This window comes from Mycobacterium decipiens (assembly GCF_963853665.1).
GTDB classification, from domain to species: domain Bacteria; phylum Actinomycetota; class Actinomycetes; order Mycobacteriales; family Mycobacteriaceae; genus Mycobacterium; species Mycobacterium decipiens.
Map to the genome: position 1 here is coordinate 1,768,488 of NZ_OY970459.1, position 23,649 is coordinate 1,792,136.

Genomic DNA, 23,649 nt, shown 5'->3' on the forward strand with positions numbered 1-23,649 from the left:
GGCATGGCTGACCCCGCCCGAGCACGTCGGCTGGCCAAGCGCATCTGCACGATCGTGGCTTCGGCGATCGAGTACGAGATCAAGGATCCGGGGTTGGCCGGAGTGACCATCACTGACGCGAAGGTGACCGCCGACCTGCATGATGCAACGGTCTACTACACGGTGATGGGACGCACGCTGGACGACGAGCCGGATTACGCCGGCGCGGCCGCGGCGCTGGAACGGGCCAAGGGTGTGCTGCGCACCAAGGTCGGGGCGGGCACCGGTGTTCGTTTCACTCCCACCTTGACGTTCGCCAGGGACACCACGTTCGACACCGTTCATCGCATGGAGGAGTTGTTGGCTCGCGCTCGCGCCGCCGATGAGGATCTGGCACGGGTTCGGGTGGGGGCAAAGCCGGCAGGGGAGGCCGATCCTTACCGGGCGGGGGCATCAGAAGGAACGTCAGCTGACCGTGAGGAAACCGGTGACGACGACCGATCCGAAGACTGAGGTGGTCGTGGGGTCCCGCGTCGACGCCGTCGGCGCGGTCGAGCTGCTTTCGGGCGCGGCGACGGTCGGGGTGATCTGCCACGTCCATCCCGACGCCGACACCATCGGCGCCGGCCTGGCGCTGGCCTTGGTGTTGGACAAGTCCGGCAGGCAGGTCGAGGTGAGTTTCGCGGCACCGGAGACACTGCCCGAGTCGCTGGCGTCGCTGCCCGGCTGCTACTTGCTGGTCGACCCGGATGCGATGCGCCGCGATGTCGATTTGGTTGTGACTGTTGACGTTCCGAGTGTCAATCGGCTTGGCGATCTGAGTGATCTGGCCGGTCCGGGCCAGGAGCTGTTGGTTATCGACCATCACGCCTCGAACGACATGTTCGGCACCGCGAACTTTGTCGACCCGTCCGCGGACTCCACCACGATGATGGTCGCCGAACTTCTCGACGCGTGGGGGAAACCGATCGACACCGACGTCGCGCACTGCATCTACGCCGGGCTGACCACCGACACCGGGTCGTTCCGCTGGGCAAGCGCGCGCGCCCTTCGGCTGGCGGCCCGGCTGGTCGACATCGGCGTGGACAACTCGGCGATCAGCCGGTCCCTGATGGACAGCCATCCGTTCGGGTGGTTGCCGATGCTGTCGCGGGTGCTGGGCACGGCGCAACTGGTCCCCGACGCGGTCGGTGGACGCGGGCTAGTCTATGCGGTCGTCGACAACCGGGACTGGATCGATTCGCGCCCCGAGGAAGTTGAAAGCATCGTCGACATCGTCCGCACCACCCAACAAGCCGTGGTCGCGGCGGTGTTCAAGGAGGTCGATCCGCATCGGTGGTCGGTGTCGATGCGGGCCAAGGCGGACATGGATTTGACGGCGGTCGCCGCCCGGTTCGGCGGCGGTGGTCACCGGCTGGCCGCGGGATACACCACCACTGGCTCGATCGACGATGCCGTGGCGTCGTTGTGTGCAGCGCTTGGCTAACCGCCGTTGAGCGAAGTGGGGCAGCGCGCGGGAGGCCGCCAGATCGCGCAGCTGGCGTTGCCCGCGCTGGGTGTGCTGGCCGCCGAGCCGTTGTACTTGTTGTTCGACACCGCCGTGGTCGGGCGGCTTGGGGCGGTATCGCTGGCCGGTCTGGCCATCGGCAGTCTGGTGCTCGGCCTGGTTGGTTCGCAGGCGACGTTTCTGTCCTACGGCACCACCGCGCGCTCGGCGCGCCGCTTCGGCGCCGGCGACCGGGCGGCGGCGGTCACCGAGGGGGTGCAGGCGACCTGGCTGGCGCTGGGTCTGGGCGGCTTGACGATCGTCGTGGTGGAGGCTATGGCGGTCCCGCTGGTGTCGGCGATCGCTGGGGCCGGAACGGAAGGATCGGGCGGCCGAGGCGGTACAGCCATCGCCGCGGCGGCCTTGCCGTGGCTGCGGATCGCGATTCTGGGCACCCCCGCGATCCTGGTCTCGCTTGCCGGTAACGGCTGGATGCGGGGCGTGCAGGACACCGTGCGGCCGCTGCGCTATGTGGTCGCCGGCTTCGGGTTGTCGGCTGTGCTGTGCCCGCTGCTGGTCTACGGCTGGTTGGGGTTGCCCCGCTGGGGGCTACCGGGCTCGGCGGTAGCCAATCTGGTCGGTCAGTGGCTGGCGGCGCTGCTGTTCGGGGGTGCGCTGCTCGCCGAGCGGGTGCCGCTGCGGCCGGACCGCGCCGTGCTGGGCGCCCAACTGACGATGGCGCGCGACCTGATCGTGCGGACCATGGCGTTCCAGGCGTGCTTTGTCTCGGCTGCGGCGGTGGCCGCAAGGTTCGGTGCTGCCGCGCTCGCGGCGCACCAGGTCGTATTGCAGCTGTGGGGGTTTTTCGCCCTGGTTCTTGATTCGCTGGCCATCGCGGCGCAGTCGCTGGTCGGTGCCGCGCTGGGTGCTGGTGACGCCGGGCACGCCAGGTCGGTGGCGTGGCGGGTGACGGCGTTTTCGTTGCTGGCCGCGGGGATACTGGCAGCGGCATTGGGGATCGGCGCCTCGGTGCTGCCCGGGCTGTTCACCGACGATCGATCCGTACTCGCCGCGATCGGGGTGCCGTGGTGGTTCATGGTGGCCCAATTACCCATCGCGGGAATCGTTTTCGCGCTGGACGGGGTGCTGCTGGGCGCCGGCGATGCCGCCTTCATGCGGACCGCGACCGTGGCGAGCGCATTGGTCGGCTTTTTGCCGCTGATCTGGCTGTCGCTGGCGTACGGCTGGGGGCTGGCGGGCATCTGGTCGGGACTGAGCACGTTCGTAGCGCTGCGGCTGATCTTTGTCGGATGGCGGGCGCTGGGTGGCCGGTGGGCGGTGACGGGAACGGCGTAAGCGGTGACCCGCTGCGCCCGGCTGCGCCGCGCTTGCGATCGCCGCTCGCTTTATGGCGGTGACCCGCTGCGCCCGGCTGCGCCGCGCTTGCGATCGCCGCTCGCTTTATGGCGGTGACCCGCTGCGCCCGGCTGCGCCGCGCTTGCGATCGCCGCTCGCTTTATGGCGGTGACCCGCTGCGCCCGGCTGCGCCGCGCTTGCGATCGCCGCTCGCTTTATGGCGGTGACCCGCTGCGCCCGGCTGCGCCGCGCTTGCGATCGCCGCTAATGCACCTGGGAGCGGCCGCGTTGCAGCACGGCGTCGCGGTTGGCGGCGATGTCATCGCCGCTAGTCCGGAACTGTTTGGCCGCCGTCGCTTCCAGCCACAGGCCGTGGGCGGTCTGGGACTCGTCGATGCGATGGTAGGACGCCAGGAGCGCCCGCACGGCGTTCTGGTTGTTGCCGACGATGGACGCGGCCACCTGCCGGGCGGTGGTCAGCAACCGGCCGTGCGGCACCACCTCGGTGACCAGGCCGGCGTGCAGGGCGTCGGTGGCCGAGAGGTAGTCCCCGGTAAGGCTCATCCGCCGGGCCAGGCCCACACCCACCCGCTGCGGCAGCCGCACGCTGAGTCCCCAGGTGGGCAACAGCCCCACTCGCGCATGGGTGTCGGCAAAGCGCGCCTGCTCCGAGGCGATCAGGATGTCGCAGTACAGCGTCAGCTCGAGCCCGCCGGTGACCGCGGCGCCGTTGATCGCGCCGATCACCGGTTTGGTCATCGCCGGCCACCGCGGTGAGATGTCGGGCAGCGCCGACCGCCCGCTCAGCTCTTTGAGGTCGAGTCCGGCGCAGAACACGGGATCGGTACCGGTGAGGATGACGACGTCGACGTCGTCATCGGTCTCGGCCTCGGTCAGGGCCGCGAAAAACCGATCCCGCAGCGCTTCGGACAGCGCATTGCGGGACTCGGGCCGGTTCAGGGTCAGGGTGCGCACGCGCTCGCTGGTGTCGATCAGCAGGATGTCGTCGGCCATAGCGCAACCGTAGTCAGCCGCTACAGCTGGCCACCATCCGCACCGCGCTGACCAGTCATCTGACAAGATGACCAGAAATATGACCGCTACCGAGGTGAAGGCCAAGATCCTTGCGTTGCTTGACGAAGTGGCGGCAGGCGAGGAAATCGAGATCACCAAACACGGCCGTGCGATCGCCCGTCTGGTAGCGGCGACCGGGTCGCATGCTCTGAAGGGTCGGATGTCGGGGATGGCGATGACGGCCGTCGACGAGGACCATCTCTTCACCACCGGGGCGTCCTGGAACGCTTCACGACGACGGTGTTGCTCGACTCGCACGTGGTGCACTGGTGGTCGGCCGAACCCCAGCGTCTAAGCAAGGTAGCGAGCCGAGCCGTCGAACAGGCCGACCAGCTCGCGGTTGCCGCGGTCACCTGGTTCGAGCTGGCTTGGCTTGCGGAGCAGGAACGCATCCAACTGACGATTCCCATGCGCTCTTGGCTTCAGCAACTCGCCGAACACGTCCGTACCGTTGGCATCACGCCGTCCGTGGCTGCCACCGCGGTGTCACTGCCGTCGTCGTTCCCGGGTGATCGCGCCGACCGGTTGATCTACGCCACCGCTGTCGAGTATGGCTGGCGGCTGGTGACCAAAGACCGTCGCCTCCGGAGTCATCGGCATCCGCGCCCCGTCACGGTCTGGTAGCACCGCCAGCCAGTAGGGCCGCGCCTATTGTGGAAGGCATGTGCCGGAACATCACCGAACTGCGCGGTTTGCAGCCGGCGGCCACGGCTGAGGAGATCGCGGCGGCGGCGCGCCAATATGTGCGCAAGGTCAGCGGAATCACCCACCCGTCAGCGGCCAACGCTGACGCGTTCGAGGCGGCGGTCGCTGAGGTCACCGCGACCACCACGCGGTTGCTGGACGGCTTGCCGCCGCGGCGTCAGCCGCCGAAGACCGTCCCGCCGTTGCGCCGGCCGGAAGTGGTGGCCAGACTCGGCGCGCGATGACCCAGACGGTGACCGCACCCGCGCTGAAGGAATGGAGCGCGGTCGTGCATGCGCTGCTGGGCGGTCGCCAGTGTGTGTTGCTGCGCAAAGGCGGCATCGGGGAGAAGCGGTTCGAGGTGGCGGCCCGGGAGTTCTTGCTGTTCCCGACGGTGGCGCACAGCCACGCGGAGCGGGTTCGGTTCGAGCACCGCGACCTGCTTGCCGCCGCGGCGGCCGACAGCACCGACGAACATGTGCTGGTGCGGGCGGCGGCGAAAGTCGTTGCCGCACTGCCGGTTAACCGGCCAGAGGGCCTCGCGGAAATTGAGGATCTGCATATCTGGACCGCCGAGTCCGTCCGCGCCGACCGACTTGACTTCCGGCCCAAACATAAACTCGCCGTTCTGGTGGTGTCCGCGATTCCGCTGATGGAGCCGGTGCGGCTGAGCCGCACCCCCGAGTACTCGGGCTGCACCAGCTGGGTGCGGGTTCCGGTGGCGCCGGACCTGGCGGCCCCGGTGCACGACGACGCGGTGCTAGCCCGGGTTGCCGCCCGAGTCCGCGACGCCGTCGGCTGACAGGTCCGGCGGGCCGACCGGTAGCAGCAGTCGGGAGCTGCCAATGTGCACCGTATGGGTGGCCGGCTTCACCTGCCGGCCGGTTAGTGTCGGTTCGGCGGTGCCGAGGTTGCGCGCGTAGCGGGGAAACCAACTGCCGGCGAGCAGAACGCGGATACGTGAGCCGGCCGCAAATCGGTGCGCGATGGCGTCGAGTTCGAGGCAAACCCGCCCCGACGCGTCGCCACCGAGTCGCCGGTAGCCGTCGCTGACATTGCGTGACCGGCCCCTAGCGTCGACCTCGCTGACCCGGACGAACACGTCGACGTTGGGATTGTCCGACGAGTGCGCCAGCTCGATGACCGGGTTTCCATAGACGCACAGATCGTGGGTGAGCGTGGCGCCGGTGAAGGCGAGCACGTCGTCGCGCGCCGCCAGCCGGCTGTCGTCGCGGTAGCCGCCGTTCGGTGAAAGCAGGGGACCACCGGTGGTGGGTGTCGGGTTGGCCGGGTCATAGCGAAATGTCGCCGGAGTCGCCCCGGTCGCCGGTGCGGTCTCGCCCAGCCGGCCGCCGGGCTGCAGATACAGGGCACGCTCGGTGGTTGGCGGCGGCCAGTCGGGCAGCTGACGCCAGCCCCGCCCGGTGACGAAGACATGGACCGGGGCTTGACGACGCAGAGCCGATGCGCCGCCCAGGTGGGCGTCCAGCCAGTCCAGGGATTCCCGGACGCTGGTGGCCAGCCCCTTGCTGAGCAGCTGGGTATGCGTCCAGGGCCCAACCGTCAGTGCGACGTCCACGCCGCGGCCACGCAGCTGCCGGTATTGCTGCAGGGTCTGCTGAAGAAAAATGTCTTGCCAGCCGCCCACGAGCAGCACCGGAACTCCCACGCGGTCCAGCGCGGCGCCGACCCGCAGCGGTTCCCAGAACGGATCGGCCTGATCGGAGTGTTCGACCCAGGATTCGAACCATGGCGCGCCGGTGCCGAGCAGTGTCCGGGCCGCCCCACCCATCGGCAACGTCCTGGCTGCGCGCGTCACCCTGCGCCGGGCGGTCAGCTGTCGGATCCCGAGGCGGACGCGGGACGGGTCCTCCTGGCGGGAAACCAGATCACTCCAGCCCAGAAAGTCGTTGACCGAGAACGCTCCGGTGCCCCACACGGAGGCCATGAGATCGTGCGGACCGGCCGTGATGACGGCCGCGGCCAGTTCCGGCGGTGGATCCGACAGCAACGCCCACTGGGTGAAACCCAGATACGACACCCCGACGGTGGCGAACTTGCCGGTGAACCATGGCTGCTCACGCAGCCAGGCCACGGTGTCGGCGCCGTCGGCGGCCTCGTTGACCATCGGCTCGAACGCGCCGCCGGAACCGAACGTCCCGCGCACGCTCTGCAGCACGACGTGGTAGCCGCGGGCGGCATACAGCCTGGCGAAAATCAACGAGAACGGAAAACCGCGGCCATAGGGCCCGCGGATCAGCAGGGTGCCGGTCGGCTTCGATGTTGCGGGTGCGTAGTGGTCGGCTACCAGGTGGATCCCGTCACGCATCGGGATTCGGACGCGACTCACCGCATAGCGGCTGGTTGCTCGTGGCAAACCCAGCAGTCTGCCCAGTGCGGTCCCGCCGACGTGTCCGGTCAGGGTACGCAGCCGGGGCTGCTCGGGTCGGGTGGTTGTGACGGTCACGTCCTAGAACTTGTAGTAGGGGGACAGTTCGTTGGCCCGTTGCAGGTTGGTGGACGGGCAGTCGACGTCGGGCTCGGAGTAGACGGTCGAGTAGAACAGCGACTGCTGGATCACCCCGTAGCTGGTCTTGAACGTCACCATGCAGGAGATGTACCAGTAGCTGTTGTGATAGGTCGGCTTCATGACCCAGTACTGCGCGGCCCGGTGACCGTTGATCGTGGTTTCGATGGCGTCGCGGGGCAGTGTCTCGGCGTAGGTACGCCAGATGATGGCTTCGACGGCCAACTGGTAGTTACCCGCGTCGTAGTGGCAGCGCAGCCCGTCCTCGTGTTCGGGCGGCGTGAACGCCAGTCCGAGTCGTTGCACGGCGTCGAACGGGATGTCTTCGCACGGGTCGAACGGGCGGGGGTCGGTGGTCGCCACGATCGGGCTCTTCATGGTGGTCGACATCGGCTCGGCGGTCGAGCGCAGTTGGACGGTTCCGCCCCCGGTTCGCCCGGCCGGGACACACTGCCAGCTCGCTGTGCCCGCGATGATGGCTGTGATCAGGGCTCCAATCGCACCAACCAGACGCACCTTGGCGAACACGACGCCCCCTGCCCTCGGTGGTCCCTTTGGCCGGAGTGTACAAGCCGTCTCGGCGCCAGCACAGTGGAACGAGAACTTGTTCTAACCCGCCCGCCATTGAGGCGGTGAATTCACGTTAGCCGTCGGGTGCCGCTGAATGCTTGGATGCCGGCGAGACGGGGCGTCGCCGACCCCGCAGCGGTTGCCCACGCCGAGCCAGTGTCGCGGCAATGCCAGGCGCCCGAATTTCGTCGGCGCCTTGCCGGGTCGTTAGTCTGGTTAATTGTGGCAAGTATGGAGTCGACCGGTGGGGGACAGCCGACGCTGTGGGCGATCTCCGACTTGCACACCGGACACACCGGTAACAAGCCCGTGGCCGAGTCGTTGCACCCTTCCTCTTCGGAGGACTGGCTGATCGTGGCCGGCGATATCGCCGAACGCACCGACGAGATTCGCTGGACACTCGACCTACTGCGGCGACGGTTCGCCAAGGTGATCTGGGTGCCGGGCAACCACGAGCTGTGGACCACCAACCGGGATCCGGTGCAGATCTTCGGCCGCGACCGCTACGACTACCTGGTCAACATGTGCGACGAGATGGGCGTCGTCTCACCCGAGCACCCGTTCCCAGTCTGGACCGAGCGGGGCGGCCCGGCCACCATCGTGCCGATGTTTCTGCTGTACGACTACACCTTTTTGCCGCCGGGGGCGAACAGCAAGGCCGAGGGTCTGGCCATCGCCCGGGAACGCAGCATCGTGGCCACCGACGAATACCTGCTCTCGCCCGAGCCATACCCCACCCGGGAAGCCTGGTGCCACGAGCGGGTCGTGGCCACCCGCGCCCGTCTCGAACAGCTGGACTGGATGCAGCCGACCGTGCTGGTGAACCATTTTCCACTGGTCCGAGAGCCCTGCAACACGCTGTACTACCCGGAGTTCTCGCTTTGGTGCGGAACCACCAAGACCGCCGACTGGCACACCCGTTACAACGCGATCTGTTCGGTGTACGGCCACCTACACATTCCGCGAACCACCTGGTACGACGGCGTCCGCTTCGAAGAGGTGTCGGTGGGTTACCCGCGGGAATGGCGGCGCCGCAAGCCGTACACCTGGTTGCGTCAGGTGCTGCCGGATCCCCAGTACGCGCCCGGCTACCTCAACGACTTCGGCGGTCATTTCGTGATCACGGCCGAGATGCGGGCGCAGGCGACTGCGTTCCGGGAACGATTGCGGCAGCGGCAGTCCCGATGACGGCAAGCACGCTGGTGTCGTCGGTGTTGCCGGCGGCCGTGTTCGAGGATCTGGCGTACGCGGAGTTGTACTCCGACCCATCTGGTCTCACCCCGCTGCCCGAAGAGGAGTCGTTGATCGCCAGGTCGGTTGCCAAGCGGCGCAACGAGTTCATCACCGTCCGTCACTGCGCGCGGATCGCGCTGGATCAACTCGGCGTGCCGCCGGCGCCGATCCTCAAGGGCGACAAGGGAGAACCGTGCTGGCCCGACGGTGTGGTGGGCAGCCTCACCCACTGCACCGGCTACCGGGGCGCGGTGGTAGGGCGCAGCGCCGCCGTGCGTTCCGTGGGTATCGACGCGGAACCGCACGACGTGCTGCCGGGCGGCGTGCTGGACGCGATCAGCCTGCCGGCCGAGCGCAGTGAAATGCCCCGGACAATGCCGGCGGGGCTGCATTGGGACCGAATCCTGTTCTGCGCCAAGGAGGCAACGTACAAGGCCTGGTTTCCGCTGACCAAGAGATGGCTCGGCTTCGAGGACGCCCACATCACCTTCGACGCGGAAGATTCCGGTTCGACCGGCCGTTTCGTCTCCCGCATCTTGATCGATCCATCGTCTCAGTCGGGTCCGCCGCTGACGACCCTGACCGGCCGGTGGTCGGTGCAGCGTGGTCTGGTGCTGACTGCGATTGTGCTATGAGCGAAAGCCCCACCGGTGCGGGTTCTGTACCAGGGCTGGTCGTTGTCGACAAGCCCCCCGGGATGACCAGTCACGACGTCGTGGGCCGCTGCCGGCGGATCTTTTCCACGCGCCGGGTGGGACATGCGGGGACACTGGACCCGATGGCCACCGGCGTGCTGGTGATCGGAGTCGGCCGCGCCACCAAGATCCTCGGCCTGCTGACCGCGTCCTCGAAGTCGTATGCGGCCACTGTCCGCCTGGGTCAGTCCACCTCTACCGAGGACGCCGAAGGCGAACTGCTGCGGACGGTTTCGGCCGAGCACGTCACAGATGAGGCGATCGCCGCCGCGATCACCGGGCTGCGCGGTGACATCAGGCAGGTGCCATCTTCGGTCAGCGCGATCAAGGTCGGCGGCCGTCGCGCCTACCAGCTGGCTCGCGAGGGCCGCGCCGTCGAGCTCGAGGCCCGGCCGGTGCGCATCGACCGCTTCGAGCTGGTGACAACGCGTCGGGTGGCCGGGTTGGCGGGCGTTGTCGATCTCGAGGTCGAGGTCGACTGCTCGTCGGGAACCTACATCCGCGCGCTGGCCCGTGATCTCGGCGATGCGCTCGGGGTCGGCGGCCATTTGACGTCGTTGCGACGCACCCGCGTTGGTCGCTTCGCCTCGGACCAGGCGCGCACCCTCGACGACCTGGCAGAACGACCGCGGCTGAGCCTGACCCTCGACGAGGCGTGCCTGCTGATGTTTCCGCGCCGCGACCTCACCGCCGAGGAGGCGGTGGCCACCGCGAACGGCCGGTCTCTGAGCCCGGCGGGTATCGACGGCGTGTATGCCGCCGCCGGCGCCGACGGCCGGGTGATCGCGTTGCTGCGTGACAACGGTTCGGGGACCAAGCCGGTGGTGGTGGTTCGCCCGGCGACGATGCAGTCCGGGACGGACTGCTGAGGAGCCGGGCGATTGGGTTGGGCCCGGCCTCGATATTGGGGGGTGCAGTCCGGGACGGACTGCTGAGGAGCCGGGCGATTGGGTTGGGCCCGGCCTCGATATTGGGGGGTGCAGTCCGGGACGGACTGCTGAGGAGCCGGGCGATTGGGTTGGGCCCGGCCCAAATCTAGCGGGACTTGGTGGTGAGGCTGACCAGCCCGACCGCTGCCGCGTAGAGCAACGCGGCCAACGGTGAAAAGTGTCCGTCCGGCGCGAATCCGTAGCCGGCGAAGTAGAACAGCACCGGCGCCGCCAACCCTACGCCGGCGATCAGCGCAGGCGCGGCGCCGCACGCGGGCAGCGGGGCGGTGATCGTCGGCAGCGCCTGGTCAAACACCGGCCGTGCCAGCCACAGCAGCGCCAGTTCCGCCGCGGTCACCACCGACAGGATCGCTAGCCACCCCAACCGGAACAGGTACCAGGCCGCAGTTCCGGGCTCCGGCTGCGGCAGCAGGCCGCTCGGGTAGCCGGCCGCCGCGACGACCACGACGGGGACCATCTGCCACAGATAGAGCGCCAGCACGTTGTTGTTCGCTGCCGCCAGCACTCCACGCCAGCGTGATCGCCGCAGCCGGCGTGTCACCGCAGGCGCCACGGCGAGCAGGAGCCCGGCCTGAGCAGTGCCGAACGCGAGCAGTGCGAAGGTCGGCGGAAAGTTGTTCTGCGCAGGCGCACCGGGAGCCCCGACCATGCTGATCGGGTAGCACCGCAGCGCCAGCAGCACGGCCAGCACGGTGGCGGCCGTCGCGGCGAGCAGTACCGGCCGATGCCCGCGCAAAGCTCCCCCGCGCCAACAAATGCCGATCTGATAGATGGCTCCCCAGCACAGCAGGTAGTTCGCCCAGGCCACCGAGGGTGCGCTGCGCGCGACGACGTCCGCTCCGGCCACGGCAAGCGCCAGAACGGCCGGCACCGCCAGGGCCCAGCGCCGGTGAGCCGCCATCGCCACCGGCGTCAGCGCCAGTACGACGAGATAGACGGGCACAAACCACAGATGCAAGGCCATCACCCAACCGCCGAAGGCCACGGTTGGGCGCCCAACGCCGACCCTGCCCAGCACGACGACCGTTGCCAGCGCCAGCACAACGTACGCCGTGGTCGGACCCAGGATTGCGCCCACCCGGTGCCGAACCCAGTCCAGCCAGTCGCGCCCACCCCCGGCACGCCAGCGCGTCCACGATGCCGCGCTGGCATAGCCGCCGACCAGAAAGAACACCGGCACGACCTGGAACACCAACGTCAGCCACTGCGTCCATGGCAGCACAATCGGGGGATAGTCGTTGCCAAACCTGCCGTCGCGGAAGGTCACCGAAGAGACCAGCCAGTGGCCGATCACGACGATCAGCACGGCAATCACCCGGTACAGGTCGGCGGCCAGCTCGCGGTGCGGCGCTCCCAGCGGTGTACGCAACTGCCCGCAACCCGAAGCTATCGGCTGACGTCGAGCGACGTGAGGTTGTCCCGGTGTTTGGCGGGACCTTGTGGCACAGGCACTGTATGTTTTTAGCAAGATCGGCTGGCCGCTTCTCAGGCGGAAGGGGCGTGTATGTCTCACACATTGCCTAATGGGTCACACAAGGTCTACGTCGTCGGTGTCGGCATGACGAAGTTCGAGAAGCCCGGCCGTCGCGAAGGCTGGGACTACCCGGAGATGGCCAGGGAGTCGGGGACCAACGCGCTACAGGACGCTGGTATCGGCTACCGCGAAATCGAGCAGGGCTATGTGGGCTATGTCTACGGCGAGTCGACGTCGGGCCAGCGGGCGCTCTACGAACTGGGCATGACCGGCATTCCGATCGTCAACGTTAACAACAACTGTTCGACCGGCTCCGCCGCGCTGTTCCTGGCGGCGCAGGCGATCCGCGGCGGATTGGCCGATTGCACTATCGCGCTGGGTTTCGAGAAGATGAAGCCGGGATCGCTGTCGTCCGCCTACGACGACCGCACCCAGCCGATGGACAAGCACGTGCGGGCGCTCGCCGAGATCGCCGAGTTGGCCTTTCCGGTTGCGCCTTGGATGTTTGGTGCCGCCGGGCGCGAACACATGCGGCAGTACGGCACCACCGCAGAGCATTTCGCCAAGATCGGCTACAAGAATCACAAGCATTCGGTGAACAATCCGTATGCGCAGTTTCAGGAGGCCTACACCCTCGACGACATCCTGACGTCGCGGATGATCTACGACCCGCTGACCAAGCTGCAGTGTTCGCCGACGTCGGACGGTTCGGGCGCGGCAATCCTGGCCTCGGAAGCGTTTGTCGATAGCCATGGGCTGGCCGGCCAGGCGGTGGAGATCGTCGGCCAGGCCATGACGACCGATTTCACGTCGACCTTCGGCGGCACCGCCAAAGATCTCATCGGCTATGACATGAATGTGCAAGCGGCGCAACGTGTTTACCGACAATCCGGGCTGGGGCCCGAAGATTTTCAGGTGATCGAGTTGCATGACTGCTTCTCGGCCAATGAGCTGCTGCTCTACGAGGCCCTTGGCCTGTGTGGGCCGGGCGAGGCGCCCAAGCTGATCGACAGCGGTGACACCACCTACGGCGGACGCTGGGTGGTGAACCCGTCCGGTGGCCTGATCTCCAAGGGGCACCCGTTGGGCGCGACCGGGTTGGCGCAGTGCGCCGAACTGACCTGGCAGCTGCGTGGCACCGCCGACAGGCGCCAGGTCGACAACGTGACCGCGGCACTGCAGCACAACATCGGGCTGGGCGGCGCCGCCGTCGTCACCGCCTATCAGCGCGCCGAACGCTGAGCGCACGCGACCCAAGGGGGCACGCCGTGTTCGAGTGGTCTGACACCGATCTGATGATGCGGGACGCCGTTCGTCAATTCATCGACAAGGAGGTCCGCCCGCATCTGGACGAATTGGAAACCGGTGCGCTGTCCCCGTATCCGATCGCGCGCAAGCTGTTCAGCCAGTTCGGTCTGGACGCGCTGGCCGCCGAATCGGTCAAATCGATGCTCGACCGGGAGCGTGCCGCGATCGACGTGGGTGCGCCCGCGGAGGAAAAGCAAAGCAACGCAATAGGTTCAGCAGGGATCGGCGCCCAGGCGTCGATGGTCGCGGTGCTGGTGTCCGAACTCGCCGGGGTTAGCATCGGATTGCTGAGCACGGTCGCGGTGAGCATCGGTCTGGGCGCGACGACCATCATGGGCCGCGGCACGCTGGCCCAGAAAGAGCGTTGGTTGCCCGGGCTGATGACGCTGGACAAGATCGCGGCCTGGGCCATCACCGAGCCCGACTCCGGCTCGGATGCGTTCGGCGGCATGAAGACTCACGTCAAACGTGACGGTGCTGACTACATCCTCAACGGGCAGAAGACATTCATCACCAACGGCCCCTACGCCGACCTCCTGGTGGTCTACGCCAAACTCGCTGACGACACCGACGGCCAGCCGTCCGTTCCGTGGCGGGATCGCCCGGTGCTGGTTTTCGTGCTTGATGCGGGCATGCCCGGCCTGACGCAGGGCAAGCCGTTCAAGAAGATGGGCATGATGTCCTCGCCGACCGGCGAATTGTTCTTCGACAACGTGCGGCTGACTCCGGATCGCCTGCTCGGCGAGGATGAACAGCACGCCGACGGGGACGGCCGGGACAGCGCGCGCGCCAGTTTCGCCGTCGAGCGCCTCGGCGTCGCGTTGATGTCGCTGGGCATCATCAACGAATGTCACCGGCTGTGTGTGGATTACGCAAAGACCCGCACACTGTGGGGCCGTAACATCGGGCAGTTCCAACTGATTCAGCTCAAGCTGGCCAAAATGGAAGTGGCTCGGATCAACGTGCAGAACATGGTGTTTACCACCCTGGAGCGACTCAAAGCCGGGAAAACGCCGTCACTTGCCGAGGCTTCGGCGATCAAGCTGTATTCCTCGGAGGCCGCCACCGACGTGGCGATGGAGGCCGTGCAGCTGTTCGGCGGAAACGGCTATATGGCCGAGTACCGGGTAGAGCAGCTGGCCCGCGATGCGAAGTCACTGATGATCTACGCCGGAAGCAACGAGGTTCAGGTGACACACATCGCCAAGGGGCTGCTGAGCGACTGAACCGTTTGGCGGCGACCCGCTGCGCCCGGCTTCGCCGCGCTTGCGATCGCCGCTGAACCGTTTGGCGGCGACCCGCTGGGCCCGGCTTCGCCGCGCTTGCGATCGCCGCTTAGGCCACCACCCAGATCGCCTGGGCGGCCGGGCTGCCCAATTCGACGGTGGTTGCGGTGCTGTCGGCCGATTTGATCTCCACCGAGATCATGCCGGCGAATTCGCGCCGCGTTAGAACCCGCAGCCGGGAGTCGAGGTTAATCCCGATGCTGGCGAAGTACCGCAGCATCTCCGGGTCCGCATCGGAGATGCGGGCCACCGTCCCGGCGTCGCCGTCACGGCACGCCCACAGCTGACGTGCCGGCGGCGTAGGCACTTGCCCGTCGGAGGCCGGGATCGGGTCACCGTGCGGATCACGCCGCGGGAACCCCAACTTGGCGTCGATGCGGGCCACCAGACGATCCGATACCGCGTGCTCGAGTACCTCAGCCTCGTCGTGCACCTCGTCCCAGCTGTAGCCGAGTTCACTGACCAGGAAAGTCTCCAATAGTCGGTGCCGGCGCACCATCGCCAACGCGGCTTTACGTCCGGCGTCGGTCAATGTCACCGCGCCGTACTTCTCGTGGTCGACCAGGCCTTGTTCGGCCAGTCTTCGGATGGACTCCGAGGCTGTGCTGGCCGACACGCCGAGGCGTTCGGCCAGCATCTTGGTGCTGACCTTGTCTAACGACCACTCTTGGGCGGTCCAGATCACCTTCAGATAGTCCTGGGCAACCGCGCTGAGACCGCCAGACTCCTCCTCAGCCCTCACAACCAGAAAGTCTAGATACCCACGCACCTTCGGTTCGCCATCGAGGCTGCGGTCAGGGCGCGTCCGGAGCGCACCGGAAGTGACATGAGCCGCCAACCCGGTGTTGACCAAACCGTCATCCGACCTGACGCATCGTTTCGATCCAGGTTTTCCAACTGTCCTCGCCGCGGGGGCGTACCCGGCTGGCCGGATAGTGCTGCGCCAAGCCTCCGGCCAGGTCCAGCACAGCATTGCGTGTCCTTCGTTTGAGGGAGGTGAAGTCCACCGCCAAACCCGTGGCCAGATGCGGGTCGTAGGGAATCCGAAAGAAATCCGGGACGCGCTTTCTGAACTGGTTCTCGGCGGCCTCGCAATCCACATATGACTTGGTTTTCTGGATTGCGTTGAGAACAACCACAGTGTGCTGAAGCAACCGGCCATGGCCATGTGCCTCCAGCCAGTCCAGCGTTATCAACGCCCCCTCGACACCGCGCACGTCGTCGGATGCCACCACCACCAGACCGGTGACATCGTTGACGATATTGCTGAACAATGGCCCGTTGACCGGCGTCCCGCAGTCAAGCAGTATGACGTTGCAGTGAGTTTCTAGGATCTGCATGGCGGCCCGATAATCCTCCGGGCCAAACTTGTATGTCGACCGCGGATCATTCTGGGCGCCAAGCATTTCCAGCCGGTCTTTGTTCATCACCGTGTGCACACGCACGTCCGCGTAGCGCTTGGTGTTCTGCGATGACACGAAGTGTTCGATGTTGGTCTGCGGACCACCGCGCTCACTGAACCGTGCCGAAAGGTCACCCAGATCGGCGTCGGCATCCACAGCGATGACCCGATCGCCGCGCAGCCGGGCGACGGCGTTTCCCACCAGCACTGTCATCGTGGTCTTACCTACGCCGCCCTTGGCGGAAACGAACGCCAACTTATGGATATCGGCCAGCGGAGCGCAGATGCGGTGTGTCAGCTCATCAGTTTGCTCGCTCTTGGCGCTCGGTTCGGGATTCACCCGCCCGAAGGTCATTCTGGTCACCACCTTGCGCCATCCGTCCCCGGCCGGAGGGCGCCGGCGAGCCACCAGGAGATCCCGGCCGTCGTCGTAGGGATGCCGAAACCTCGGTTGCGGGCTACTGGCCTGATCGGCGGTGGTGTTTGTGGTCTGGACATCACCGCCGGCCGTGGCGCTGAGTGCAACCCTGGCGGCGTCATCGTCACCCAGTTCCCGCAGGCACCACGCCCGGGTGAGCGTCACATCGGCAGCCACCCGCGGATTGGCGGTCGAGACTTGCTCAGTGAGCTCCAACGCGAACTGGAATTGGCCCAAACTCGCCGCAGCGGTCGAGGCCAGCGCGGCCACGGCGTCGGCCACCTCATCATGGACGTCGGTGGCCCCGCTCGGCGGAGAAACTTCCGTGACCTTCAGGAGGTTGGACCAGGAGCGAGTCTTGTGGAACAGCGTCGCCATCACGAACTGGCGGTATTGGGCGGCCCCGGTGTCCTCGGTGACGATCGGGTCGTCCAGCGTTGCTGCTGCTTCTTCGTGGCGGTCGGCGATGATCAGCGCGCTGGCGTACGCCAGCCCGATCGTGGCGGGAGACCACACCCTCAACCCCAGGTACATCGGAGCCATGACCACAGCGGACAGTTCGCCGTCCGTGAGGCCGATGCGGCGAGTTTCGCAGTACAGCGCCTTGGAGTGTTCGTGTGCACCGGCCAACGTGTCAAGATGATGGTCGCCGCAGGCCAGAAGCCCCAACCAGCTATCTGACATGTCCGGGTTTTCGACTGTTAGGCGAGCAAAAGCCGCCCGAGCATTGGCCGTGTCTCCGGACTTGTAGCTCTCCACTGCGGCATCGAACATGCTGCGGCGTTCTCTAAACGTACTCATTGGCTCACGCTCCGTGATCCGCTGATCGATGGTCGGCGCAAAGCTTAAGACAAGTCTTAGGAATGCGCGCGGCGAAGCTGAGCGCCGGCCGCGGCGTCGCGGGGGTTTCGGGGTGTACTGCGTGAGGTGTCCGGCAAACGCGTGCACAGCGCTCCTGGTTCCACCAGATCGCGAATATTCTTGCTGCGCTGCCGAAGTCGTCTCATCCAGGGAACTCATTGGTGGATCGGAGGCAAAGCCAGCACGCATCCGGATCGCCCGGCCCAACCTGTTAAGTCAGAGTGAGCCTGGGCGCAGCCAAACCCACCAAGCGTGGCGTTTGAAGCTCAGCCGCGCAGCAGATTGCTTAGGCGGGTTGCACAGCCGTAGGCGAAGTGACCACCACGTAACCGGTACCGGCCAGGGCCGCGGTGGCGCTCCCGACCGGCCGGGCGGCCGCCGTCGAGAGACCGCCGACCGAATCTGGCACCCGGCGGACCGCGTCGCGCCGTAGGCTTGCGATCGTGCAACGCTGGCGGGGCCAAGACGAGATCCCGACGGACTGGGGCAGATGCGTGCTCACCATCGGGGTGTTTGATGGTGTGCACCGCGGCCACGCCGAACTGATCGCGCACGCGGTAAAGGCTGGCCGGGCTCGCGGTGTGCCAGCCGTGCTGATGACGTTCGATCCGCACCCGATGGAAGTGGTCTATCCCGGCAGTCACCCGGCGCAGCTGACCACCCTGACCCGGCGGGCCGAGCTGGTCGAAGACCTGGGCATCGACGTCTTCCTGGTCATGCCGTTCACTACCGATTTCATGAAACTCACCCCGGACCGCTACATCCACGAGCTGCTCGTCGAGCACCTGCACGTCGTGGAGGTCGTGGTGGGCGAGAACTTCACCTTCGGCAGAAAGGCGGCCGGCAACGTCGACACGCTGCGTTGGGCCGGCGAGCGGTTCGGGTTCGCGGTGGAGTCGATGTCGCTGGTGTCCGAGCACCACAGCAACGAGACCGTGACGTTCTCCTCCACCTACATCCGGTCCTGCGTGGACGCCGGCGACATGATGGCGGCCACGGAAGGTCTGGGCCGACCGCATCGGGTCGAGGGTGTAGTGGTCCGCGGTGAGGGGCGGGGCGCCGAACTGGGTTTTCCCACCGCGAACGTGGCGCCGCCGATGTATTCGGCGATTCCGGCCGATGGTGTGTACGCGGCCTGGTTCACGGTGCTCGGGCACGGACCGGTGGCCGGCACTGTCGTCCCGGGTGAGCGCTACCAGGCCGCGGTGTCGGTCGGGACCAACCCCACCTTCTCCGGACGCACCCGCACCGTCGAGGCGTTCGTGCTCGACACCACCGCCGACCTGTACGGCCAGCATGTGGCTCTGGACTTCGTCGGGCGCATTCGCGGCCAGAAGAAGTTCGAATCGGTGCGCGAACTCGTCGCCGCGATGGGTGTCGACTCCGAGCGGGCGCGGGCCGTGTTGTCGGCGGGCTAGCGACGACAACCTGGCAGCAGCATGGCAGCGCCGCTAGGAGACGGGCCGGCCAGGGATTTGCGTCCGGCGGTCAACCCGCTGATAGACTTCCCGACGACATCGGCGCGCGCTGCGGTTCGCGGTGGCCGTGCCCTGAAATCCATGATCGCGGACCCACTGATGGAGATATTTCGTGGCGCTGACAGCCGAGCAGAAAAAGGAGATTCTGGGCTCCTACGGCCTGCATGAGACCGATACCGGATCCCCGGAAGCACAGATCGCGTTGCTGACCAAGCGGATCGCGGACCTCACCGAGCACCTCAAGGTGCATAAGCATGACCATCACTCGCGGCGAGGGCTGCTGCTGCTGGTGGGCCGGCGGCGCCGGCTGATCAAGTACATCTCCCAGATCGATGTGGAGCGGTATCGCTCACTCATCGAGCGGCTGGGCCTGCGTCGCTGACTCGCGGCCGCGATGCGCGCCTGGCTCGCCGCCGCGACCACGGCCTTGTTCGCGTCCATCGCCGTCGCGGCGTGCGCGGCATTGACGGGGTGCTCCTCACCGACCAACATCACCGAACTCAAGGTGGGAGACTGTGTCAAACTCGGCGGCACGCCGGACCGGCCGCAGGCAACCAAGGCGGAGTGCGGGAGCGCGGCGTCCAACTTCAAGGTCGTTGCCGTCTTGAACTCGGGGGCGGACCGCGCCCAATGCCCGGCCGACGTCGATTCCACCTATTCGTTGCGTAACGGGTTCAACGGCTCGACCAACACCGTCTGCCTGGACATCGACTGGGTGATTGGCGGTTGCATGAGCGTCGACCCCGCCCACAACACCGACCCGTTTCGGGTGGACTGCGACGATGCCTCGGTGCCGCACCGGCAGCGGGCCACCCAGATCCTGAGAGACCTCGATGCACCGGTGAGCGTCGACCAGTGCGCCAGCGGCGTGGGCTACGTCTACGCCCAGCGGCGATTCGCGGTGTGCGTCGAGGACGTCACCAGCGGCCCGCGGCCCTGACGCGCAGCAGAGCTCGACAAATCGGGTTCTGCCAAATACCGCCGGCCGCCCGTGTAGAGTGAGGACGTTCTGGGCCGGTTCGGCCCAGCAAATGGTGCGGTTCGCGCAGATCCGCGCGTACCGTTCCAGCGAGTCACGACGGGAGCAGCCCGGCCTGTATCGGGCGGTCTTCGGTAGTGGCTGCCGGGCTCCCCGGATCTGGGGCAGGTCGGCCGCTTCGATCGATGGCCGTAGCCGCATTCAGGCTTGCTCTTTGGGAAGCTCTCAGGGGCGGCTCGCAGGCCCTGCGGGGCCCGTGAGTCGTACTGCGAACCCACCGGGTTGCGCGCGTGACGACGCGAAACAGGTGAATGACCCAGAGAGGCCGCACGGACGTCATGTCTGCAGCTGAAATTGAAGAAGGCGTATTCGAGGCGACAGCCACCATCGACAACGGGAGCTTCGGCACCCGGACCATCCGCTTCGAGACCGGCCGATTGGCCTTGCAGGCCGCCGGTGCGGTGGTCGCCTACCTCGACGACGACAACATGCTGCTGTCGGCGACCACCGCCAGCAAGAACCCCAAAGAACACTTCGACTTCTTTCCGCTCACGGTCGACGTCGAGGAGCGGATGTATGCCGCCGGTCGCATCCCCGGTTCGTTCTTCCGTCGCGAGGGCCGACCGTCCACCGACGCGATCCTGACCTGCCGGCTGATCGACCGTCCGCTGCGCCCGTCGTTCGTCGACGGGCTGCGCAACGAGATCCAAATCGTGGTGACGATTCTGAGCCTGGATCCAGGTGATCTGTACGACGTGCTGGCGATCAACGCGGCATCGGCGTCCACCCAGCTGGGCGGTCTGCCGTTCTCCGGCCCGATCGGGGGGGTGCGGGTTGCGCTCATCGACGGCACCTGGGTTGGCTTCCCCACCGTCGAACAGATCGAGAGCGCCGTATTCGACATGGTGGTGGCCGGCCGCATTGTCGATGGTGATGTCGCCATCATGATGGTCGAAGCCGAGGCCACCGAAAATGTCATCGAGCTCGTCGAAGGCGGCGCCCAGGCGCCGACGGAAAGCGTGGTGGCGGCGGGCCTGGAGGCGGCCAAGCCGTTCATCTCCGCGCTGTGCACCGCGCAGCAAGAGCTGGCCGATCTTGCCGCGAAACCGACCGGTGAATACCCGGTGTTCCCCGACTACGGCGACGACGTGTACTACTCGGTGTCCTCGGTGGCCACCGACGAGCTGGCCGCCGCGTTGACCATCGGCGGCAAGGCCGAACGCGATCAGCGCATCGACGAAATCAAGGCTCAGGTTGTCGAACGGCTGGCCGAGACCTACGAGGGCCGGGAAAAAGAGGTTGGTGCCGCGTTCCGCGCTTTGACCAAGAACCTGGTTCGCCAGCGCATCCTCACCGACCATTTCCGCATCGACGGTCGCGGCATCACCGACATCCGCGAATTGTCGGCCGAGGTCGCCGTGGTTCCCCGCGCGCACGGTAGCGCGCTGTTCGAGCGCGGCGAAACCCAGATCCTGGGCGTGACCACGCTCGACATGGTCAAGATGGCCCAGCAGATCGACTCGCTGGGACCGGAGACATCGAAACGGTACATGCACCACTACAACTTCCCGCCGTTCTCCACCGGCGAGACCGGCCGGGTCGGCTCGCCCAAACGGCGTGAGATCGGGCATGGTGCGCTGGCCGAGCGCGCCCTGATCCCGGTGCTGCCGAGCGTCGAGGAGTTCCCGTACGCCATCCGCCAGGTGTCCGAAGCGTTGGGTTCCAACGGATCAACCTCGATGGGGTCGGTGTGCGCGTCCACGCTGGCGCTGCTCAACGCCGGCGTACCGCTGAAGGCGCCGGTGGCCGGCATCGCGATGGGATTGGTCTCCGATGATGTGCAGGTGGAAGGCGGAGCCGCTGAGCGTCGTTTTGTGACCCTGACCGACATCCTGGGCGCCGAAGACGCGTTCGGTGATATGGACTTCAAGGTCGCCGGGACCAAGGACTTCGTCACCGCGCTGCAGCTGGACACCAAACTCGACGGGATCCCGTCAAAGGTCCTAGCGGGTGCCCTCGCCCAGGCCAAGGATGCCCGCCTCACCATCCTGGAGGTGATGGCCGAGGCCATCGACTCACCCGACGAGATGAGCCCGTTCGCGCCGCGGGTGACCACCATCAAGGTTCCGGTCGACAAGATCGGTGAGGTCATCGGGCCCAAGGGCAAAGTGATCAATGCCATCACCGAGGAGACCGGCGCGCAGATCTCCATCGAAGACGATGGCACCGTGTTCGTCGGTGCCACCGACGGGCCGTCCGCGCAGGCCGCGATCGACAAGATCAACGCGATCGCCAACCCGCAGCTGCCGACGGTGGGTGAACGATTCCTCGGAACGGTGGTCAAGACCACCGATTTCGGTGCATTCGTGTCGCTGCTGCCCGGGCGTGACGGTCTGGTGCACATCTCCAAGCTCGGCAAGGGCAAGCGCATCGCTAGGGTCGAGGACGTCGTTAACGTCGGTGACAAGCTCCGAGTGGAGATCGCCGACATCGACAAGCGGGGCAAGATCTCTCTGGTCCTGGTGGCTGAGGACGACAGCTCGGTCGCCGAAGCCCCCGCAGCGCCAGCCGATGCCGCGACGGCCAGCACCTGACCCGCGGGCGGCCGGGGCCCTACGCCGCACGATCTTGCCCGGTGGCCTGCGGGTGGTCACTGAATACCTGCCCGCGGTGCGCTCGGCATCGGTTGGGGTCTGGGTCGGGGTGGGATCGCGCGACGAGGGTGCCACGGTGGCCGGGGCGGCGCACTTCCTCGAGCATCTGCTGTTCAAGTCGACGCCGACCCGCTCTGCGGTGGACATCGCGCAGGCGATGGACGCCGTTGGCGGGGAGCTGAATGCGTTCACCGCCAAGGAGCACACCTGCTACTACGCGCATGTGCTCGACAGCGACCTGACGCTGGCCGTCGACCTGGTGGCCGATGTGGTACTCAACGGGCGCTGTGCGGCCGCCGATGTCGAGCTGGAACGGGACGTCGTCCTCGAGGAGATCGCGATGCGCGACGACGACCCCGAAGACGCCCTGGCGGACATGTTCCTGGCGGCGTTGTTCGGTGACCACCCGGTCGGTCGCCCGGTGATCGGCAGCGCGCAGTCCGTGTCGGCGATGACGCGGGCTCAACTGCACTCGTTTCACCTGCGGCGCTATACCCCGGAGCGGATGGTTGTCGCGGCCGCCGGGAACGTGGACCACGACGAGGTGCTCGCGTTGGTGCGCGAGCACTTCCGGTCCCGGTTGGTCCGAGGGCGCCGGCCCGTTGCGCCGCGCAAGGGCACCGGCCGGGTCAATGGCAGCCCCGGGTTGACGCTGAGCAACCGGGACGCCGAACAAACCCACGTGTCGTTAGGTATACGCACGCCCGGGCGCGGCTGGGGGCATCGCTGGGCGCTGTCGGTGCTGCACACCGCGCTCGGCGGCGGCCTGAGTTCTCGGCTGTTCCAGGAGGTCCGCGAGGCCCGCGGGCTGGCCTACTCGGTCTACTCCGCGCTGGATCTGTTCGCCGACAGCGGCGCGCTTTCGGTGTACGCCGCGTGCCTGCCCGAGCGTTTCGCCGACGTCATGCGGGTGACCGCCGATGTGCTGGATTCAGTGGCACGTGACGGCATCAGCGAGGCGGAATGCCGCATCGCCAAGGGATCGTTGCGAGGTGGGCTGGTGCTCGGGCTGGAGGATTCCAGCTCGCGCATGAGCCGGCTCGGTCGCAGCGAGTTGAACTACGGCAAGCACCGCACCATCGAGCACACCCTGCAGCAAATCGAGCAGGTCACCCTTGACGAGGTCAACGCGGTGGCCCGGCGTGTGCTGAGTCAGCGTTACGGTGCCGCAGTTCTCGGTCCGTACGTCTCGAAACGATCGCTGCCGCAACAACTTCGAGCGATGGTAAATTAAC

22 protein-coding genes and 2 pseudogenes are annotated in these 23,649 nt (G+C 66.8%); 18 read left to right on the top strand and 6 right to left on the bottom strand.

What is annotated here, in order from left to right; genetic code table 11:
- The first annotated feature begins 3 nt into the window (after nucleotides 1-3).
- The 3 genes from rbfA to AADZ55_RS08120 are packed head-to-tail and all read left to right on the top strand — an operon-like array spanning nucleotide 4 to nucleotide 2,821.
- The gene (gene rbfA, locus AADZ55_RS08110; protein ID WP_085323881.1) at nucleotides 4-492 is read left to right on the top strand and encodes a 30S ribosome-binding factor RbfA; all 489 of its coding nucleotides are present in this window, start codon (nucleotides 4-6) and stop codon (nucleotides 490-492) included.
- Complete coding sequence (locus tag AADZ55_RS08115; RefSeq protein ID WP_085323880.1) at nucleotides 467-1,465, top strand: DHH family phosphoesterase; 999 nt, start codon at nucleotides 467-469, stop codon at nucleotides 1,463-1,465. Before rbfA ends, AADZ55_RS08115 begins: the two co-directional genes overlap by 26 nt.
- A gap of 6 nt (nucleotides 1,466-1,471) precedes the next feature.
- Nucleotides 1,472-2,821, top strand: coding sequence for an MATE family efflux transporter (locus tag AADZ55_RS08120; protein ID WP_085323879.1), 1,350 nt, complete (start codon nucleotides 1,472-1,474; stop codon nucleotides 2,819-2,821).
- Nucleotides 2,822-3,085: 264 nt separating this feature from the next.
- On the opposite strand, the gene AADZ55_RS08125 is transcribed toward AADZ55_RS08120, so the two are convergent.
- Nucleotides 3,086-3,835, bottom strand: a complete 750-nt coding sequence (locus tag AADZ55_RS08125) for an enoyl-CoA hydratase (protein ID WP_085323878.1) — start codon at nucleotides 3,833-3,835, stop codon at nucleotides 3,086-3,088.
- A 79-nt stretch (nucleotides 3,836-3,914) separates the two neighbouring features.
- Between AADZ55_RS08125 and AADZ55_RS08130 the strand changes: the two are divergent.
- The 4 genes and pseudogenes from AADZ55_RS08130 to AADZ55_RS08145 form a co-directional block, all read left to right on the top strand.
- Nucleotides 3,915-4,127: pseudogene (locus tag AADZ55_RS08130) on the top strand (type II toxin-antitoxin system Phd/YefM family antitoxin); the annotation flags it as partial.
- Nucleotides 4,115-4,519: a type II toxin-antitoxin system VapC family toxin gene (locus tag AADZ55_RS08135; protein WP_085323876.1), complete on the top strand. Its 405-nt coding sequence runs from the start codon at nucleotides 4,115-4,117 to the stop codon at nucleotides 4,517-4,519. The pseudogene AADZ55_RS08130 and the gene AADZ55_RS08135, both read left to right, overlap by 13 nt.
- A gap of 38 nt (nucleotides 4,520-4,557) precedes the next feature.
- The gene (locus AADZ55_RS08140) at nucleotides 4,558-4,824 is read left to right on the top strand and encodes a DUF2277 domain-containing protein (RefSeq protein WP_085323875.1); all 267 of its coding nucleotides are present in this window, start codon (nucleotides 4,558-4,560) and stop codon (nucleotides 4,822-4,824) included.
- A complete protein-coding gene (locus AADZ55_RS08145; protein ID WP_085323874.1) occupies nucleotides 4,821-5,381 on the top strand; it encodes a DUF1802 family protein in 561 nt (186 codons plus the stop codon). The genes AADZ55_RS08140 and AADZ55_RS08145 overlap by 4 nt, the downstream gene beginning before the upstream one ends.
- Here AADZ55_RS08145 and AADZ55_RS08150 read toward each other — a convergent pair.
- On the bottom strand, nucleotides 5,340-7,046 hold the full coding sequence (locus AADZ55_RS08150) for a CocE/NonD family hydrolase (protein WP_085323873.1): 1,707 nt from the start codon (nucleotides 7,044-7,046) through the stop codon (nucleotides 5,340-5,342). The two genes, AADZ55_RS08145 and AADZ55_RS08150, sit on opposite strands and share 42 nt — an antisense overlap.
- Before the next feature lie 3 nt (nucleotides 7,047-7,049).
- Nucleotides 7,050-7,634: a DUF3558 family protein gene (locus tag AADZ55_RS08155; RefSeq protein ID WP_085323872.1), complete on the bottom strand. Its 585-nt coding sequence runs from the start codon at nucleotides 7,632-7,634 to the stop codon at nucleotides 7,050-7,052.
- Between the two features lie 273 nt (nucleotides 7,635-7,907).
- Between AADZ55_RS08155 and AADZ55_RS08160 the strand changes: the two genes are divergently transcribed.
- Genes AADZ55_RS08160 through truB form a run of 3 tightly spaced genes read left to right on the top strand, consistent with a single transcriptional unit; the run spans nucleotide 7,908 to nucleotide 10,473 of the window.
- On the top strand, nucleotides 7,908-8,864 hold the full coding sequence (locus AADZ55_RS08160; RefSeq protein WP_085323871.1) for a metallophosphoesterase family protein: 957 nt from the start codon (nucleotides 7,908-7,910) through the stop codon (nucleotides 8,862-8,864).
- Nucleotides 8,861-9,544 carry a 4'-phosphopantetheinyl transferase family protein gene (locus AADZ55_RS08165; protein WP_085323870.1) on the top strand — a complete coding sequence of 228 codons (684 nt, stop codon included), beginning with the start codon at nucleotides 8,861-8,863 and terminating at the stop codon, nucleotides 9,542-9,544. Before AADZ55_RS08160 ends, AADZ55_RS08165 begins: the two co-directional genes overlap by 4 nt.
- Nucleotides 9,541-10,473 (top strand): tRNA pseudouridine(55) synthase TruB, encoded by a 933-nt coding sequence (truB, locus tag AADZ55_RS08170; protein WP_085323869.1) that lies wholly within the window; start codon nucleotides 9,541-9,543, stop codon nucleotides 10,471-10,473. The genes AADZ55_RS08165 and truB overlap by 4 nt, the downstream gene beginning before the upstream one ends.
- A gap of 166 nt (nucleotides 10,474-10,639) precedes the next feature.
- Here truB and AADZ55_RS08175 read toward each other — a convergent pair whose 3' ends face one another.
- Entirely contained in the window at nucleotides 10,640-11,923 is a 1,284-nt protein-coding gene (locus tag AADZ55_RS08175) for an acyltransferase family protein (RefSeq protein WP_085323867.1), read from the bottom strand.
- A 147-nt stretch (nucleotides 11,924-12,070) separates the two neighbouring features.
- Here AADZ55_RS08175 and AADZ55_RS08180 point away from each other — a divergent pair, with 147 nt between their 5' ends.
- Both AADZ55_RS08180 and AADZ55_RS08185 read left to right on the top strand, forming a co-directional pair.
- On the top strand, nucleotides 12,071-13,270 hold the full coding sequence (locus AADZ55_RS08180) for a lipid-transfer protein (protein WP_085323982.1): 1,200 nt from the start codon (nucleotides 12,071-12,073) through the stop codon (nucleotides 13,268-13,270).
- A 26-nt stretch (nucleotides 13,271-13,296) separates the two neighbouring features.
- Nucleotides 13,297-14,562 carry an acyl-CoA dehydrogenase family protein gene (locus AADZ55_RS08185; protein WP_085323866.1) on the top strand — a complete coding sequence of 422 codons (1,266 nt, stop codon included), beginning with the start codon at nucleotides 13,297-13,299 and terminating at the stop codon, nucleotides 14,560-14,562.
- Nucleotides 14,563-14,671: 109 nt separating this feature from the next.
- On the opposite strand, the gene mntR is transcribed toward AADZ55_RS08185, so the two are convergent.
- Entirely contained in the window at nucleotides 14,672-15,364 is a 693-nt protein-coding gene (gene mntR / locus AADZ55_RS08190; protein ID WP_085323981.1) for a manganese-binding transcriptional regulator MntR, read from the bottom strand.
- 115 nt (nucleotides 15,365-15,479) lie between these two features.
- Nucleotides 15,480-17,243 carry an AAA family ATPase gene (locus AADZ55_RS08195; RefSeq protein WP_085323865.1) on the bottom strand — a complete coding sequence of 588 codons (1,764 nt, stop codon included), beginning with the start codon at nucleotides 17,241-17,243 and terminating at the stop codon, nucleotides 15,480-15,482.
- A gap of 59 nt (nucleotides 17,244-17,302) precedes the next feature.
- Here AADZ55_RS08195 and AADZ55_RS23505 point away from each other — a divergent pair.
- The 6 genes and pseudogenes from AADZ55_RS23505 to AADZ55_RS08220 form a co-directional block, all read left to right on the top strand.
- Nucleotides 17,303-17,455 (top strand): annotated as a pseudogene (locus tag AADZ55_RS23505) (IS256 family transposase); the annotation flags it as partial.
- Between the two features lie 291 nt (nucleotides 17,456-17,746).
- Nucleotides 17,747-18,721: a bifunctional riboflavin kinase/FAD synthetase gene (locus tag AADZ55_RS08200; RefSeq protein ID WP_085323980.1), complete on the top strand. Its 975-nt coding sequence runs from the start codon at nucleotides 17,747-17,749 to the stop codon at nucleotides 18,719-18,721.
- Nucleotides 18,722-18,893: 172 nt separating this feature from the next.
- Nucleotides 18,894-19,163, top strand: coding sequence for a 30S ribosomal protein S15 (gene rpsO / locus AADZ55_RS08205; RefSeq protein ID WP_085323864.1), 270 nt, complete (start codon nucleotides 18,894-18,896; stop codon nucleotides 19,161-19,163).
- 12 nt (nucleotides 19,164-19,175) lie between these two features.
- Nucleotides 19,176-19,721, top strand: a complete 546-nt coding sequence (gene lppU / locus AADZ55_RS08210; protein ID WP_085323863.1) for an LppU family putative lipoprotein — start codon at nucleotides 19,176-19,178, stop codon at nucleotides 19,719-19,721.
- Between the two features lie 377 nt (nucleotides 19,722-20,098).
- Nucleotides 20,099-22,354, top strand: a complete 2,256-nt coding sequence (locus tag AADZ55_RS08215) for a polyribonucleotide nucleotidyltransferase (RefSeq protein ID WP_085323862.1) — start codon at nucleotides 20,099-20,101, stop codon at nucleotides 22,352-22,354.
- A complete protein-coding gene (locus AADZ55_RS08220; protein WP_085323861.1) occupies nucleotides 22,332-23,648 on the top strand; it encodes a M16 family metallopeptidase in 1,317 nt (438 codons plus the stop codon). The genes AADZ55_RS08215 and AADZ55_RS08220 overlap by 23 nt, the downstream gene beginning before the upstream one ends.
- Nucleotide 23,649: the final 1 nt, after the last annotated feature.